We start from the raw sequence: 14,978 nt of genomic DNA, 5'->3' as shown, positions 1-14,978 counted from the left end.
GGCGGCTCCGGTGCGCGAAACCCGGCGCCCTGCGACTCGCCGCGCCGAGCGCCCCCTCATCGTGATCGACGCAGGACACGGCGGGCACGACCCGGGTGCGCTGGGCCGCGATCGCCGCGAAAGCGAAATCACCCTTGCGGCAGCGCTGGCGCTGCGAGACGAATTGAACCGTATGGGCCGCTATCGCGTGCTCATGACCCGCGAGACCAACGTCTACGTCGGCCTCAATCAGCGCGTCCGCATCGCGCGTCAGGCCGACGCCGACCTGTTCATCTCGCTGCACGCAGACGCCGGGGCCGATCCGGCGACGCGCGGTGCCTCCGTGTACACCCTCTCCGAACAAGGGGCCTCGCGCGCCGTTCGCGAAGTCACGCGCTCGGATGACTGGCACCGCGATCTGCATCTGCCCGGACGCGACCCCTCGGTGGATCGCATCCTGCTGGACATGACCCAGCGCGCCACCCAGAACCGTTCGGCCCAGTTCGCGCGCGTTCTGCTGACTCACATCGAGGCCGCCGATCATCCCCTGCTTCGTCGCAGCCATCGCGACGCCGGTTTCGCCGTGCTTCTGGCCCCGGATGTGCCTGCAGTGCTGCTCGAGATGGGCTTCATGACCAATCCAGACGACGAACGCGCGCTGGCCGACACGCGCCGCCGCCAGCGTCTGATGCGCGCAGTGGCAGAAGGCATCGATCGCTATTTCAGCCAGCCCGCCGATGGAACGTTGATCGCCGGAATGCCGACGAACGGCGGCTGAGCACCCAAGCCTTTTCCGGCCTTTGCGACGGCCCCGGCGCGGGCTAAACCCCATCTCGGGCGTCAGTCGGAGAAGCTACGACGTGAAGGTTGCCGAGCGCTGGTTCGTGATGGCGGGCGTGGCCCTGCTGGGTGCCATCGCGCTCGCCGGGCTGATCGTGGCCGTCTATGCGGCGTGGCTGCTGCATGACCTGCCCGATGCTTCCGAACTGGCGGACTATCGCCCGCCGACGGCCACGCGCGTCTACGCCGGTGATGGCACCCTGATCGGCGAGTTTTCCGACGAGCGCCGCATCTACGTGCCGTATGAACAGATCCCGACGGGCGTGGTGCAGGCCTTCCTTGCCGCCGAAGATCGCAACTTTTTCCAGCATGGCGGCATCGACGTCTCGGGCCTGGGCCGGGCCATGTTCAAGAACATCTTCAACTTCGCCACAGGTCGGCGTCTGGAGGGCGGCTCGACCATCACCCAGCAGGTCGCCAAGAATGTCCTGCTGACCAACGAGTCGACCATCGGCCGGAAGTTGAAGGAAGCGATTCTTTCCAACCGCCTTGAGGCGACGCTGTCCAAGGAGCAGATCCTCGAGCTGTATCTGAACGAGATTTTTCTGGGCTACCGCAGCTATGGCGTGGCCTCGGCGGCCTTCAACTATTTTGGCAAGTCACTGCAGCAATTGACGCCTGAAGAAGCGGCCTTCCTCGCGGCCCTTCCCAAAGGCCCCAACAATTATCACCCCAAGCGCCGCCCCGAGGCCGCCAAGGGCCGCCGCGACTGGGTTCTGGGCGAGATGCTTGAGAACCAGTTCCTGACCCAGGCCGCCTATGACGCGGCGGTGGCCACGCCGTTGACGACGCGCGAGGCACCGCGCCGGGCCGAGTATCAGGACGCCGACTTCTTCGTGGAGGAGGCGCGTCGCATCGCCAGAGCCAATCCGCAGTTCGGCAGCCAGTTGAACGCGGGCGGCTTCTACATGCGCACCACGCTGGATCCGTCACTCCAGACGGCTGCGAGAGACGCCTTGATGCGGGGCCTCGAGAACTATGATCGCAGACATGGGTGGCGCGGTCCGTGGGGGACAACGGACTTTGCGCCGGGCTGGCAGGCTGTCGCCCTGCGCCAGACGACACCGCCAGAGCGCCGCGAATGGCGCGCGGCAGCGATCGAGAGCGTGAACGGCAATACCGTCCGGATACGTACGGCGCGCGACGACGAAACCGGGACGCTCATCGCGGCCGACGCGGCCTGGGCCAACGCCAACCGGCAACTACGGCGCGGTGACCTGATTTTCGTGGAACCCCGTAGCGGCCAGTTCGCGCTGAAGCAGATCCCCAACGTCAATGGCGCGCTGGTGGCCATCGAGCCGCAGTCCGGCCGCGTGCTGGCGATGGTCGGTGGCTATTCCTTCGCCCTGTCCAGTTTCAACCGCGCGACCCAGGCCCAGCGCCAGCCGGGATCCTCCTTCAAGCCCTTCGTCTATGCGGCCGCTCTCGAAGGCGACTTCACCCCGGCTTCCATCGTGGTCGACGGCCCGATCAGTTTCGCCGGTGGCCCCGGCGGTCGTCGCTGGACGCCCGAGAACTACAGCCGACAGTACTACGGCCCGCAAACGCTGCGTCGCGGGCTGGAGCTGTCCAGAAACGTCATGACGGTCAGGCTCGCCAACTCCATCGGCATGGACAGGGTCGTAGACCTCGCCGAGCGCATGGGCGTCGCCGAGAACCTCCAGCCGAACCTCTCGGTTTCGCTGGGCGCAGGCGAAGTCACCGCGCTCGACATCACCGCCGCCTACGCCGCCTTCGTCAACGGCGGACGTCGCGTGGACCCCTATCTGATTGAATACGTCCAGGACCGTGACGGCGAAACCATTTATCGCGCCGATCAGCGTCGCTGTCGCGAGTGCGGCAGAGCCTTCACAGGCCAGGCTTCACCATTCCTCGAGCCCCGTGGCACCCAGGTGATCGATCCGATCACCGCCTACCAGATAAGCTCCATGCTGGAGGGCGCGATCCAACGCGGAACAGGAGCCAGTGCGCGGGGATTGGGCCGGTGGATCGGTGGCAAGACCGGCACGACGAACGAGTATCGCTCCGCGTGGTTTGTCGGCTTCACCACAGACATTGTGGTGGGGATCTACGTCGGCTTCGACGACAACCGCTCGCTCGGTTCCGGTGAAGCCGGTGCCTCAGCGGCGGTGCCAATCTTCATCGATTTCATGGAAGATGCGCTGCGTGAACGCCCAGCGCGTCCCTTCGTGCGCCCACGAGGAGCAGTGTTCCGCACGGTGCGTGGCATTGAAGAGGCCTTCCGTCCAGGCACGGAGCGACGGCGCGAGGAAGAAGAGCGTCCGAGCGGCCCCGACGTGCCGACAGGCCCACAAAACTACAACGATGTCATTCGACGTGAGCAGGAGGCCGCTGCCGCGGCGGCCGGACAGGCTCCCTCACAGTCCCCGCCCCCGCCTCAGCGCCAGGAGCCGGCCCGGGATCTGGAGGGGTTGTTCTGAGACGTGCGATCGCGGCTCGGATGAGTGCTGATCGACCGGAGGCATCGTTCGAGGCAGGGGGCCGGGCGCCATGTCACAACTCACCGCCTCCAACCACTACCCACTAGCCACTTCGCGCGGACCCCTCTATCTCCCCGCCTCCAACCAACCCCGGAGCAATCCATGAGACCGGATGTCGAGGCCATGAAGGCCGACATCGAGCAGAGCGTCGCTCTGCTCAGGAGGCGTCTTTGACTGGGATGTCGCCGTCAGAAAGCTCGATGAGCTGAACGCCCGGGTCGAGGACCCAACCCTGTGGGACAAGCCCGACGAGGCCCAGGCCGTTTCCAGAGAACGCTCGCGCCTCGAAGCCCAGATCAACGCCGTCAAGGAGATGGAGACCGGCCTCGAAGAGGGCGTGATGCTCGCCGACATGGCCGACGAGGAAGGCGACGAGGCGACGCTGGAAGAAGCACGCACCCAGCTGAAGGCCATCAAGGAGCGCGCAGCCCGGGCCGAACTGGAGGCCTTGCTGTCCGGCGAGGCCGATGGCAACGACGCCTATCTGGAAGTTAACTCCGGCGCCGGCGGCACCGAGTCCAACGACTGGGCCGGCATGCTGCTGCGCATGTACACCCGCTGGGCCAAGGCTCACGGATATGAGGTCGAGATCGAGGCCGAAGAAGCAGGCGAACAGGCGGGCATTAAATCCGCCACCATCCAGGTGAAGGGCCCCAACGCCTATGGCTGGCTGAAGTCGGAATCCGGCGTCCACCGCCTCGTGCGCATCAGCCCCTATGACGCGGCGGCCAAACGGCACACCTCCTTCGCCTCGATCGGAGTCTCGCCGGTCGTGGACGACGCCATCGAGATCGATATCAATCCGGCGGACGTCCGTACCGACACCTACCGGGCCTCTGGCGCGGGCGGGCAGCACATCAACAAGACCGACTCGGCCGTGCGTCTGACGCACATCCCGACCAACACGGTCGTGGCCTGTCAGGCTGGCCGCTCCCAGCACCAGAACCGCGAACAGGCCTGGAAGATGCTGCGGGCGCGCCTCTACGAGCTCGAACTTCAGAAGCGCGAGGCGGCGGCCCAGGCGCTCGCCGACGCCAAGACCGACATCGGCTGGGGCCACCAGATCCGATCCTACGTCCTGCAGCCCTATCAGATGGTCAAGGACCTGCGCACCGAGGTCGAAACCTCGGATACTCAAGGTGTGCTCGATGGCGACCTTGATCGCTTCATGGGCGCGGCGCTCGCCGCCCGCGTGGGCGAGACCCGGGGGAGCACGGTCGAATAACGATGGCCATCTCCCTCCCCTTCACGGGGAAGGAAGACCGCGAAGCGGTCAGGGTGGGGTTCGTGACCGCGTATTCGAATCCCACCCGGGCTTCTCTGCGCTCCACCGGCCCTCCCCATGAAGGGGAGGGAAAATATCACGCCAACGCCAGCGTTTTCGCCCCGCCGACCCATTCGACCCGGCTGCGAGCCGTCGCCACCTCGGCCGCCGCTGTATCGCCCAACGCAGCCTCGGCCTCGGCCAGGATCCACAGGCTGTAGGGGTCGCTCGGCCAGTCCGTCAGCAACTCCTCGATCTTGGCCTTGGCCCCGGCCGCGTCGCCGCCGGCCAGCAGGGCGGCGGCCAGGCTGCGGCGGGTCGGATACCAGATGATCGGCGGATCGCCGCCCTCGGGTCCCGAGCCCTGAATTTCGGCGGCGCGGCCATAGGCGATGACGGCGGCGGCCGGGTTGGCCTCGATCATGGCGGCGCGGCCCTCCAGCACGCGCTGGAACACCTCGATGAAGTCTCTCTGCCGTGTGCCGCCATCGCCCGACAGGGCCTCGGCGTCGCGCAAGACGCGGATGGCCTCGGCCTCGGCGCGGACGGCGCGGGCGTCACCGGCGCGGGCGGCCGCCTCGCCCCGGGCATAGCGCCAGCTGGCCCTGAGCATCGGCCGGTCCTCGGGTGGCTCGGCCAGGGCCGCGATCTGCTCGGGCGAGGCGAAGCGGCCGTGGATGGCATAGGCGTTGTGGGCCATCATCTGGCGCCAGGCGTTGGTGGCCGGGATATCGCGATAGGTCGACAGGAACCGCTCGGCCAGCAGCAGCCCCTGCTCGGACCCGCCGGCCATCAGGGCCCCGCCCATGCCGAAGTGGATGTTGTGGGCATGCAGCGGCATGCCGGGAATGCCGCCCGGCGGACTGGCCAGCTCATTGTATCGCTGATCCAGCGCCACGGCGTTGACGTTGGACATCATCGCGTCGCGGTACCGGCCGACCCGGTAGAAGGTGTGCGACGGCATGTGCACCAGATGGCTGGCCGAGGGGGCCAGGGCGGCCAGCCGCTCGCCATAGGGGATGGCCTTGTGCGGGTCGTCTGACCATTCGGTCAGGTGGATATACAGGTGGATGGTGCCGGGATCCTCGGGGGCCTTCTCCAGCGAGGCCTCCAGCAGGGTCATCGCCCGGGTGATGCCGGGATCGAGCGCGCGGCCCTCTTCGTCCCACCAGTCCTCGGCCTTCAGCATCCAGGCGTCGGCGGTGACGGCGGTGATCAGGGGCTCGTCCGGGTTCGCCCGGGCGATGCGGTCCATGGCGCGGGCGAAGCGGACGTCGCGGCTGGAGCGGAAACCGGAGTAGCGCTGAATCAGGGCGTCGATCATCTGACGCTGAACCGGCGTGGCGTCGCGGGCCTTTCGCCGCGCCAGCTGGGCCAGACGGCGGCCCTCGCGCATCGAGGCGTCGTCGGTGCCGCCGCCGTTCAGGTTCGGCCCCAGCGCCCAGGCCTCGCCCCAGGCGCACATGCCGCACTCCGGGTCCAGCGCCTGGGCCTTCCGGAAGGCGCGAACGGACTCCTTGTGCTCGAACGCCCAGCGCAGCCGCACCCCGTGGTCGAACCAGGCCTGGGCCTCCGGGTTGGTCGTATCGACGGCGAAGGTGGCTCCGCCGAAGCCGTCGACCATGACCATGTTGACCGGATCGGCCGCGTCCAGCACCGAACCGACCGTGCCGCAGCCGCGCGGATTCTGGATCAGGGCCGCGCTGGCCGCCGCATCCGCCGCGGCCTGGGACGCGGACTGCGTCGCGTCAGCGACCGCCGCCGGAGCCGTCAGACACAGGGCCGCCGCCGTGAACGCCAGGAACCTGGATCGCATGTCTTGTCTCCCACCCGGTGCCACCCTGCGGCAAACGACATGAAAGGCCAAGTATCGCCGCCATGTCTCTCCCCTCCGCTCATCCCGGCGAAAGCCGGGACCCAGTCCTGAAGTGAAGCAGGGCGGCCGGGATCAACGGCACCTCGTCCTCGGCAGGACCGATCGCCCAAAGCACTGGGTCCCGGCTTTCGCCGGGATGAGCGGAGAAGAAGGCGTTGGCCTAGATCAGACCCGCGAGCGGCGAGGACGGGTCGGCGTACATTCGCTTCGCCATGCGCCCGGCCAGGTAGCCCTGCCGGCCCGCGATCACGGCATGCTTCATGGCCGAAGCCATCAGGATCGGATCCTTGGCCTCCGCGATGGCGGTGTTCATCAGCACGGCGTCGCAGCCCAGCTCCATCGCCAGCGTCGCATCAGACGGCGTGCCCACGCCCGCGTCGACCAGCACCGGCACCTTGGCCTGCTCAACGATCAACCGGATGTTGACCCGGTTCTGCAGGCCCAGCCCGGAGCCGATTGGCGCGGCGGCCGGCATGATGGCGGCGGCTCCCGCCTCTTCCAGTCTGCGGCACATGACGACGTCGTCCGTGCAATAGACCATCACCTGGAAGCCGTCCTTGATCAGGAGATCCAGCGCCCGAAGCGTCTCGATCATGTCGGGATACAGGTGCGCGGTGTTGGACAACACCTCCAGCTTGACCAGGTCCCATCCCCCCGCCTCGCGCGCCAGCCGCAGCGTCCGCACCGCGTCCTCGCCGGTGAAGCAGCCGGCCGTGTTAGGCAGGAATGTGAAGCGATCCGGCTTCACATGATCGACCAGCATGGGCTGGTTCGGATCGGTCAGGTTCACGCGGCGAACGGCGACCGTGACGATTTCGGCCCCCGCCGCCTCGGCGGCGGCGGCGTTCTGGGCATAGTCCTTATACTTGCCGGTACCGACGATCAGGCGCGAGGTGAAGGTCCGTCCGGCGACGGTCCAGGTGTCAGGGGTGGTCTCGACGGCGGGCGGAGCGAAGGGGGCGTTCATGGGCCGTATCTAGGCGCTCCGCCCGTCGGACGAAACCGCAAGATCAGCGCGGCGAGGTCGCCGCCGCGTCCCGGCTCTCGATCAGCTGGGCCAGATTGACCCCCTGACCAATGACGCAGGTGCTGGCGCTGAGCGGGCAGAGGCCCAACGTCCGCTCGATCTCGCGCAGACGCACCACCTCGGGATTGGAGCGGATCGATTCGGCCAGCAGGCGGTTGGCCTCGGCCTGGCCCCGGGCCTGGGCGATCCGGGCCTCGGCGTTGGCACGCTCCAGGTTGACCCGCTCCAGCGCGGCGCGGGTGTTCTGCTCGGCCGTGGTGCGCGACTGGATCGCCTGAATGACGCTCTCGGGATAGCGGATCGAACCGATCCACTCCATGCGAATGATCTCCAGTCCCTGGGGTGTCCATTCGCGTTGCAGGGCCTGCATGGCGCGCTGCAGCACGATCTGGCGTCCGGGACCGATCAGCTGGCCGGGGCAGTCTTCCTCTTCGCCGGTCGCGGTCGGCGCGGAGGCGACCACCGGAGCCGCCGGGGCTCCGTTCGCAGGCGCAGCGGGCAAAGGAGCCGGAGCTGCCGAGGACGCCGCCTGCTGGGCGTTGCAGGCGACCGGCAGCTTTTCGGTCTCGCGGGCGATCGCGGCCCGCACCGAGGTGCGCAGCGGCCCGTCGATGAAGGCGTCGTACTCCTGACGCCAGGTGGCGTAGAGATCGGCGGCCTTGTTCTCCTGAACCCGGAAGGTCAGGGCGACATCGGCCGTCATTGGCAGGCCCAGGACGTCCGAGAAGGTAATCTCCTCGTTCTCCGTGCCGTCGGAGTTCGGCTCCCGCGTATAGCTGTAGGTGCGCTGGAGCGTCTGATAGGTTCGGATCTTCTCGCCGATGCCTTCCCAGTGGAAGCCGGGTCCAAGTTCCTCGGGCTGGACGCCAGGGTTCGGGCCGAACTTGGTGGTCTTGATCCCCATGTAGCCGCTCTCGACCGTGACGCTGCACGAGTTCACCGACAGGCTGGCGATGATCAGCAAGGCGAAGATCGCCATCACCATGCCGACGGTTCGCCCCACGGCGGCCGCGCCTCGACGATCGAAGGGGCGGGGCATTCCGGCGTTGGTCATAGCGGGTTCCGTTTCAGCGGTTGAGGGAGCGAACGGCCCAGACCCACAGCCGCCAGCCCGCCCAGCAGAGGACGAGCACGCCGAGCACCGCCACGGCGACCGCGGCGATCAGGCTGAAGGAGAAGGGCGCGCCGAGAATGGAGGGCACGAGGTAGCGGACGAGGGCGACGAAGGCGACGATCAGAACGATCAGACCGAGCGCCCCGCCCAGCGCAGTCCTGACTTCCCGATTCATTCTCACTCCCCTGCGACTGACAAAAGGATCACCCGGATCGACTGCGAATCGCAACCGAAAGCCGACACGGCTGGTGCCGCAAAGACCCGATGGCCTCAATGCGGAGCCAACGGCCCTCTTCCGGCGGAACCCGCCTAGCCGCCCCCGACGAACTGGACGAGTTCGATCCGGTCGCCGTCGGCCAGCGCCGTTTGGGCGTGCAGGGAACGCGGAACGATGGCGAGGTTGCGTTCCACGGCGACCTTGCGGACGTCGAACCCCAGTTCCTCGATCAGGGACCCGACGGTCATGGCGGACACGTCGCGGGCATCACCATTGATCACGATGCGGGGCAAGTGGGAGCACTCCGGGGCTGGTCTGGTCGGCGTCCTTCTAGACCCCGGAAGCGCGACCTAGCCAGCCTGGCCGGGCAATCGGGTCGACAGATCACCGATCGCACGACGCAGTTCGGCGATTTCGGCGCGCAGGGCGGCCATGTCGGCGGCCTCCTCGGCGTGAACCTGCTGGCGTTCCTCGCTGGCTTGGCGGAGGTCGGCTTCCAGCTTCTGCCGGTCGGCCTTGGCCTCTTCCTCGTGCTCGCTCTGCATGGCGTTGACGACGATGCCGATGAACAGGTTCAGCATGGTGAAGGTCGTGCACAGGATGAACGGCACGAAGAACAGCCAGGCGTAGGGATGGACCTCCATGACCGGCCGCACGATGCCCATCGACCAGCTTTCCAGCGTCATCACCTGAAACAGGGAATAGGCCGAGGCCGGGATGGTGCCGAACCATTGGGGGAAGTCCGCGCCGAACAGCTTGGTGGCCATCACCGAGGCCACATAGAAGATCAGCCCCAGAAGCAGGGTGATCGATCCCATGCCCGGCAGGGCGCTGATCAGGGCGCCCACGACCCGGCGTAGCGACGGCACCAGGGTGATCATGCGCAACACACGAAGAATTCGCAGGGCACGCAGGACCGAGAAGGCCCCCGCCGCCGGAACCAGAGCGATCGCGACAATCGCGAAGTCAAAAAGGCTCCAGGAATCCCGGAAGAAAGCCAGGCGATGAACGATCAGCCTCAGCACGATCTCGATCACGAAGATCGCCAGCACAACCCGATCCAGCGTCGTCAGGATCGCGCCGAAGGTCTGCATCGCCCAGGGGCTGGTCTCCAGCCCCAGTGTGATGGCGTTGATGACGATCAGGATGAGGATGAACCGTTCGGTCCGTGGGGACGTGACCCATGCCCTCAGTCGTTCCAAGTTCGCGTCTCCTTCAGTCGCCCTGTCGGCGAACGCGCAAATGACGCAACCGCGGCCGTTAGGCCAGAGCAGTGACGACCGGAGTTGGAGTTTCCACGCGATGACGTTAGGTCATCATTTTGTTGCATGCGGTTTGATAACCGCCACGGCTTCGCTAAAAGGCCGCTCCGATCTCGGCAGACCGCCGCACACAACCGAGCGCATGTCCGACCCGCTTATCCTGCACGTCCTGAACGGGCCCAACCTCAACCTCCTGGGGGTGCGCGAGCCGCACATCTATGGGCGCGAGACCCTGGCCGACGTTCAGGCGATCTGCCGGGCCGCGGCCGAGGGCGCGACCGTCGTCTTCCGCCAGACGAATCGCGAGGGCGAACTGATCGACTGGGTGCAGGAGGCGCGCACCGAGGCCTCGGCCCTGGTCATCAACCCCGCCGGCTATGGCCACACTTCCATCGCCCTGCTGGACGCGCTGAAGGCCCTGACCATCCCGGTGGTCGAGTGCCACCTGTCCAACCCCGCCGCCCGCGAAGATTTCCGGGCCCACAGCTACGTCTCGCTTGCGGCGACCGGCGTGGTCTCGGGCTTCGGTGCCCACTCCTATGAACTGGCCGTCAAGGCCGCTCTCCGGCTGGCGCGGGAACGCGCGTCCCAGCCCTCTCGTTGAACCCCGATCACAAGGCGACGCTCACCATGGCGACCGACAAGAAGCTCGACAACGAACCGTCCGAGGTCATCGACGCGGCCCTGGTGCGCCAGCTCGCCGACATCCTGAACGACACCTCTTTGACCGAGATCGAGGTCGAGCGGGGCGAGCTTCGCATCCGCGTGGCCCGCGAGATCACCGCCGCGCCGGTCATGCACTATGCAGCCGCGCCCGCCGCCCATGCGGCGCCCGCTCCGGCCGCCGCGCCCACCGCCGCGCCGGCCGCCATGCCGTCAGACCCGGCGACCATCGTCGCCAAGTCGGGCGAAGAGGTGAAGTCGCCGATGGTCGGCACCGTCTACCTCCAGCCCTCGCCCGAGGCCGCTCCCTTCGTCCAGCCGGGCGACAAGGTGAAGAAGGGCCAGACCCTGCTGATCGTCGAGGCCATGAAGACCATGAACCCGATCACCGCGCCCCGCGACGGCGTCGTCGTCGAGGTGCTGGTCGGCGACGCCCAGCCGGTCGAGTTCGGCGAACCCCTCGTCCTGCTCGAGGCCTGAGGCCGCCATGTTTACCAAGGTCCTGATCGCCAACCGCGGCGAGATCGCGCTGCGCGTCCACCGGGCGTGCAAGGAGATGGGCATCTCCACGGTCGCCGTTCACTCCGAGGCCGATCGCGGCGCCATGTGGGTGCGGCTGGCCGACGAAAGCGTCTGCATCGGCCCGGCCCCGGCCGCCAAATCCTATCTGAACATCCCCTCGATCATCGCCGCGGCCGAGATCACGGGGGCCCAGGCCATTCACCCCGGCTATGGCTTCCTGTCCGAGAACGCCCGCTTCGCCGAGATCGTGGAAGCCCACGGCATGACCTTCATCGGTCCGCGCCCCGAGCACATCCGGATCATGGGCGACAAGATCACCGCCAAGCAGACGGCTCTGGACGCAGGCATTCCCTGCGTGCCCGGCTCGCCCGGCGAGGTCGAGACGGTCGAAGCTGCAATCGAGGCCTCCAAGACCATCGGCTTTCCCCTGATCGTCAAGGCGGCGGCGGGCGGCGGCGGACGTGGCATGAAGGTGGCGCTCACCGCCGATGACCTGGTCGAGGCCGTCCAGACCGCCCAGACCGAGGCCAAGGCCGCCTTCGGCAACGGCGCGGTCTATATGGAGCGCTACCTCCAGAAGCCTCGCCACATCGAGATCCAGGTCGTGGCCGACAGCCACGGCAATGTCGTCCACCTGGGCGAACGCGACTGCTCGCTCCAGCGCCGCCACCAGAAGGTGCTGGAAGAGGCCCCCTCGCCGGCGCTGACGGCCGCCGAGCGGGTCAAGATCGGCGAGGTGGTGAACAAGGCGATCGGCAAGATCGGCTACCTGGGCGTCGGCACCATCGAGTTCCTGTGGGAGGACGGCGAGTTCTTCTTCATCGAGATGAACACCCGCCTGCAGGTCGAGCATCCCGTCACCGAGGCCATCACCGGCGTCGACCTGGTCCGCGAACAGATCCGCATCGCCGCCGGCCTGCCGCTGAGCTTCACCCAGGAAGACATCCACTTCGAGGGTCACGCCATCGAGGTGCGGATCAACGCCGAGAACTCCGAGACCTTCGCCCCGTCGCCGGGCATGGTCACCGATTTCCACGCCCCGGGCGGTCTGGGCGTGCGGCTGGATAGCGCCATCTACGCCGGCTATTCGATCCCGCCCTACTACGACAGCCTGATCGGCAAGCTGATCGTCCACGGCCGCGACCGTGCGGAGTGCGTCGCCCGCCTGAAGCGCAGCCTGAACGAGATGGTCGTCGGCGGCATCGACACCACCATCCCCCTGTTCCAGCGCCTGCTCCAGGAGCCGGACATCCTGAGCGGCGACTACGACATCCACTGGTTGGAACAGTGGGCCAAGAAGCGGGCGCAATAGGCCCGGCGCGGCGGTAGCGGGGTGGACAGTTTCACCGCCCACGACCTGCTGCGCTGCTACGCGCGCGGCGTCTTTCCCATGGGCGAGGCGCGCGACGATCCCCGCGTCTTCCTCGTCGAGCCCGAGATGCGCGGCGTCATCCCGCTGGACGGCTTCCACATCCCGACCCGTCTGCGCCGCACTGTCCGCTCTGAGCCGTTCGAGGTCCGTGTCGACACCGCCTTCGGCGCCGTCATCGACGCCTGCGCCGCCTCGGCCCCAGGTCGCGAGGACACCTGGATCAATGCGCCCATCCGGCGGCTCTATATGGAACTCCACGTGATGGGCCGGGCCCATTCCATCGAGTGCTGGCGGGACGAAGTCTTGGTCGGCGGCCTCTATGGCGTGACTCTGGGTGCCGCCTTCTTCGGGGAAAGCATGTTCAGCCGCGCGACCGACGCCTCCAAGGTCGCGCTCGTGCACCTCGTGGCGCGGCTGAAGCGGGGCGGCTGGCGGCTGCTCGACGCCCAGTTCCGCACGCCGCATCTGGATCAGTTCGGCCTGATCGAGACGCCACAGTTCGTCTATCTCAAGATGCTGGACCGCGCCCTGAAGGCCGAGCCTGACGCCGCCGCCCTGCCCCGTCCGCTCACGGGGGCAGAAGCCGTCGCCTATTCCTTACAGCCCACCACCCAGGCGTCATAGATCGGGTGCTGCAGTCCGCTCAGCGCGGGTGTCGAGGCGAACATCCAGCCCCGGAAGATCTGGCGCGGCTCGGCCCGGACGGTCCCGCGCGGCTGCAATGTCACCTCCAGATAGGCGATCGAATCCGCCACCGGCTCGTTCTCGGCCGTCACCTCGCAGGCCCGCGCGGTGAAGATCAGGGACTGGTTGAACCGGACCGGACGTCCGCCAACCTCGACCTCGAAGCGCATGCTCTCGGCCGTGATCTTGTCGATGGCCTCCACGATGGCGACGCGTCGCCGCTGGCGCGGCGTGGGCGTCTCGGGAGCGAGGCGCTCGGCCTTCTCCTCCTCGCTCTCGCCCTCCTCGTCCTCGTCGGTCGTCTCTTCCTCCTCGTCGTCCGAGGCGATGTCGTCTTCCAGTGCAGCGGTCTCTAGCGAGGGAGTCGGCGGCGTGATGGCGATGGGATTGGCCGGAGCGGGATCGGCGGCGGGGGCCGGCTCCTCGTTCAGCTGGCGACGGATCTCTTCAGCGATCGGATCGGCCGCAGGCGTGGCATCCTGCGGTGGAGCGTCCTGCATCCCGCCTGCGACGACGCCGCCCCCGACCGCCAGGGTCAGGGCCGCCGCGCCGACGGTGAGCAGACGCATCCGGTTCATTCGGGTTTCCACGCCTCATAGTCGCCAGTCGCGGCCGGACGGGTCGCCTCAGCGGCCAGCGAGCCCGGCGGGTGCCAGGCCATCGGCGTGCCGGTCAGGTTCGGGTGATAGTCCTTCTCCCACCGACGGCGCGGCAGGGGTGCCTCGGTCGGTGGCTCGTCGAAGGTGTAGTGCAGCCAGCCGTGCCAATCGGGCGTCACCTTCGAGGCCTCGGCATAGCCGTTGTAGACCACCCAGCGACGCCGCCGTCCGTCGTAGCTGACGGTATCCTTTGACTGGTAGTATTTGTTGCCGAACTCGTCCGTGCCGATCAGTTCGCCGCGCTTGGCGATGGTGAACAGGGTCCCGAGCGTCGCGCCCGAGGTCCAACCGAAGATCTTGCCGAGCACGGGCGGTCCAGTCCGAAATCACGCCGGCGGGGAGGCCGGTCCAACAGGCTCCAATCATAGAAACCACCACGCGTCGCGTCCAGCGCGCTGATGGAAGGCCGCGCGTCAACATCTTGGGGGTAACCCGCCCCCAGCATGCCATATCTATTGCGACGACCGCAGGCCGGGGCCTAGAATCAGCAGGTTCGCCGTCGAAGGCCCCGCGCATGCGCTTCACGCCCCGCTTCCAAGCCCTGACCCGCGAGTTGCGGCTGGAGCGGCGCGCGGTGGAGCGGGCGAACGGCGTGATCGACGCCGTCACCCCCTCTGGCTGGACCGACGCCCGCGTCGAAGCCTGGCTGGACTGGGCCCACGCGCTCCCGACCGACCTGCCGAGGCTCAGCGACATCGTCGCCTCGCCGTCGCCCGTGCTCGGCGGCGCGATCGATCGCTGGGCCGGCCGGCTCGCAACCTGGGGCCGGGCGATGGGGGTGTTCGCCTCTGACAAGGACGCGCGCGCCTTCGCCGACGACCTCGCCGCGTCCGTGATTCTCGGGCTCGCGGCCCCGGGCGCGTCCAGGCCCGATGGCGCGCGCGTCCACCCCGTGGCCGATGATCCTCAGGGCGAGACGCCGTCTCCGCCCGTCGTGCGTCTCGACGACGCGGCGCGCGCCGCCTTCAACGCGGAGACCCGCCGTTGTCAGGGCGAGG

General features: G+C 67.7%; 15 protein-coding genes and 1 pseudogene. 8 read left to right on the top strand and 8 right to left on the bottom strand.

Annotation, left to right across the window (positions count from 1 at the left end):
* The 3 genes from IP78_RS09605 to prfB form a co-directional block, all read left to right on the top strand.
* Window positions 1–757, top strand: a 757-nt coding sequence (locus tag IP78_RS09605; RefSeq protein ID WP_197272426.1) for an N-acetylmuramoyl-L-alanine amidase, incomplete at its 5' end; no start/stop codon positions are given.
* An 82-nt stretch (window positions 758–839) separates the two neighbouring features.
* Window positions 840–3,260: a penicillin-binding protein 1A gene (locus tag IP78_RS09600; protein ID WP_054111464.1), complete on the top strand. Its 2,421-nt coding sequence runs from the start codon at window positions 840–842 to the stop codon at window positions 3,258–3,260.
* A gap of 162 nt (window positions 3,261–3,422) precedes the next feature.
* Window positions 3,423–4,545 (top strand): peptide chain release factor 2 gene (prfB, locus tag IP78_RS09595; RefSeq protein WP_156320353.1). Its coding sequence is split into 2 segments (ribosomal slippage): window positions 3,423–3,491 and window positions 3,493–4,545, totalling 1,122 coding nucleotides; the frame shifts between segments, so codons are not numbered across the junction.
* Between the two features lie 136 nt (window positions 4,546–4,681).
* On the opposite strand, the gene IP78_RS09590 is transcribed toward prfB, so the two are convergent.
* The 6 genes from IP78_RS09590 to IP78_RS09565 form a co-directional block, all read right to left on the bottom strand.
* Window positions 4,682–6,400, bottom strand: coding sequence for a hypothetical protein (locus IP78_RS09590; protein ID WP_054111462.1), 1,719 nt, complete (start codon window positions 6,398–6,400; stop codon window positions 4,682–4,684).
* Window positions 6,401–6,620: 220 nt separating this feature from the next.
* On the bottom strand, window positions 6,621–7,427 hold the full coding sequence (locus tag IP78_RS09585; protein ID WP_054111461.1) for a thiazole synthase: 807 nt from the start codon (window positions 7,425–7,427) through the stop codon (window positions 6,621–6,623).
* Between the two features lie 43 nt (window positions 7,428–7,470).
* Window positions 7,471–8,541 carry an SPFH domain-containing protein gene (locus IP78_RS09580; RefSeq protein ID WP_054111460.1) on the bottom strand — a complete coding sequence of 357 codons (1,071 nt, stop codon included), beginning with the start codon at window positions 8,539–8,541 and terminating at the stop codon, window positions 7,471–7,473.
* A 13-nt stretch (window positions 8,542–8,554) separates the two neighbouring features.
* A complete protein-coding gene (locus tag IP78_RS09575) occupies window positions 8,555–8,776 on the bottom strand; it encodes a hypothetical protein (RefSeq protein ID WP_054111459.1) in 222 nt (73 codons plus the stop codon).
* 134 nt (window positions 8,777–8,910) lie between these two features.
* Entirely contained in the window at window positions 8,911–9,102 is a 192-nt protein-coding gene (gene thiS, locus IP78_RS09570; protein WP_369814689.1) for a sulfur carrier protein ThiS, read from the bottom strand.
* Between the two features lie 66 nt (window positions 9,103–9,168).
* Window positions 9,169–10,020, bottom strand: coding sequence for an ion transporter (locus IP78_RS09565; RefSeq protein ID WP_082384940.1), 852 nt, complete (start codon window positions 10,018–10,020; stop codon window positions 9,169–9,171).
* Between the two features lie 202 nt (window positions 10,021–10,222).
* On the opposite strand from IP78_RS09565, the gene IP78_RS09560 reads away from it, so the two are divergent.
* The 4 genes from IP78_RS09560 to aat are packed head-to-tail and all read left to right on the top strand — an operon-like array spanning window position 10,223 to window position 13,261.
* Window positions 10,223–10,684, top strand: coding sequence for a type II 3-dehydroquinate dehydratase (locus IP78_RS09560; RefSeq protein WP_054111458.1), 462 nt, complete (start codon window positions 10,223–10,225; stop codon window positions 10,682–10,684).
* Between the two features lie 26 nt (window positions 10,685–10,710).
* Complete coding sequence (gene accB / locus IP78_RS09555) at window positions 10,711–11,223, top strand: acetyl-CoA carboxylase biotin carboxyl carrier protein (RefSeq protein ID WP_054111465.1); 513 nt, start codon at window positions 10,711–10,713, stop codon at window positions 11,221–11,223.
* Between the two features lie 7 nt (window positions 11,224–11,230).
* The gene (gene accC, locus IP78_RS09550) at window positions 11,231–12,577 is read left to right on the top strand and encodes an acetyl-CoA carboxylase biotin carboxylase subunit (protein ID WP_054111457.1); all 1,347 of its coding nucleotides are present in this window, start codon (window positions 11,231–11,233) and stop codon (window positions 12,575–12,577) included.
* A 21-nt stretch (window positions 12,578–12,598) separates the two neighbouring features.
* Window positions 12,599–13,261 (top strand): leucyl/phenylalanyl-tRNA--protein transferase, encoded by a 663-nt coding sequence (gene aat, locus IP78_RS09545; protein WP_054111456.1) that lies wholly within the window; start codon window positions 12,599–12,601, stop codon window positions 13,259–13,261.
* On the opposite strand, the gene IP78_RS09540 is transcribed toward aat, so the two are convergent.
* Together IP78_RS09540 and IP78_RS09535 are read right to left on the bottom strand one after the other, a co-directional pair.
* A complete protein-coding gene (locus tag IP78_RS09540; protein ID WP_231680976.1) occupies window positions 13,228–13,890 on the bottom strand; it encodes a DUF2155 domain-containing protein in 663 nt (220 codons plus the stop codon). The two genes, aat and IP78_RS09540, sit on opposite strands and share 34 nt — an antisense overlap.
* Before the next feature lie 5 nt (window positions 13,891–13,895).
* The gene (locus tag IP78_RS09535; RefSeq protein ID WP_054111454.1) at window positions 13,896–14,288 is read right to left on the bottom strand and encodes an NADH:ubiquinone oxidoreductase subunit NDUFA12; all 393 of its coding nucleotides are present in this window, start codon (window positions 14,286–14,288) and stop codon (window positions 13,896–13,898) included.
* Between the two features lie 206 nt (window positions 14,289–14,494).
* Between IP78_RS09535 and IP78_RS09530 the strand changes: the two are divergent.
* Window positions 14,495–14,978: pseudogene (locus tag IP78_RS09530) on the top strand (hypothetical protein); the annotation flags it as partial.

This window comes from Brevundimonas sp. AAP58 (assembly GCF_001295975.1).
GTDB lineage: Bacteria > Pseudomonadota > Alphaproteobacteria > Caulobacterales > Caulobacteraceae > Brevundimonas.
This window is presented reverse-complemented; position numbering and strand designations above follow the sequence as displayed.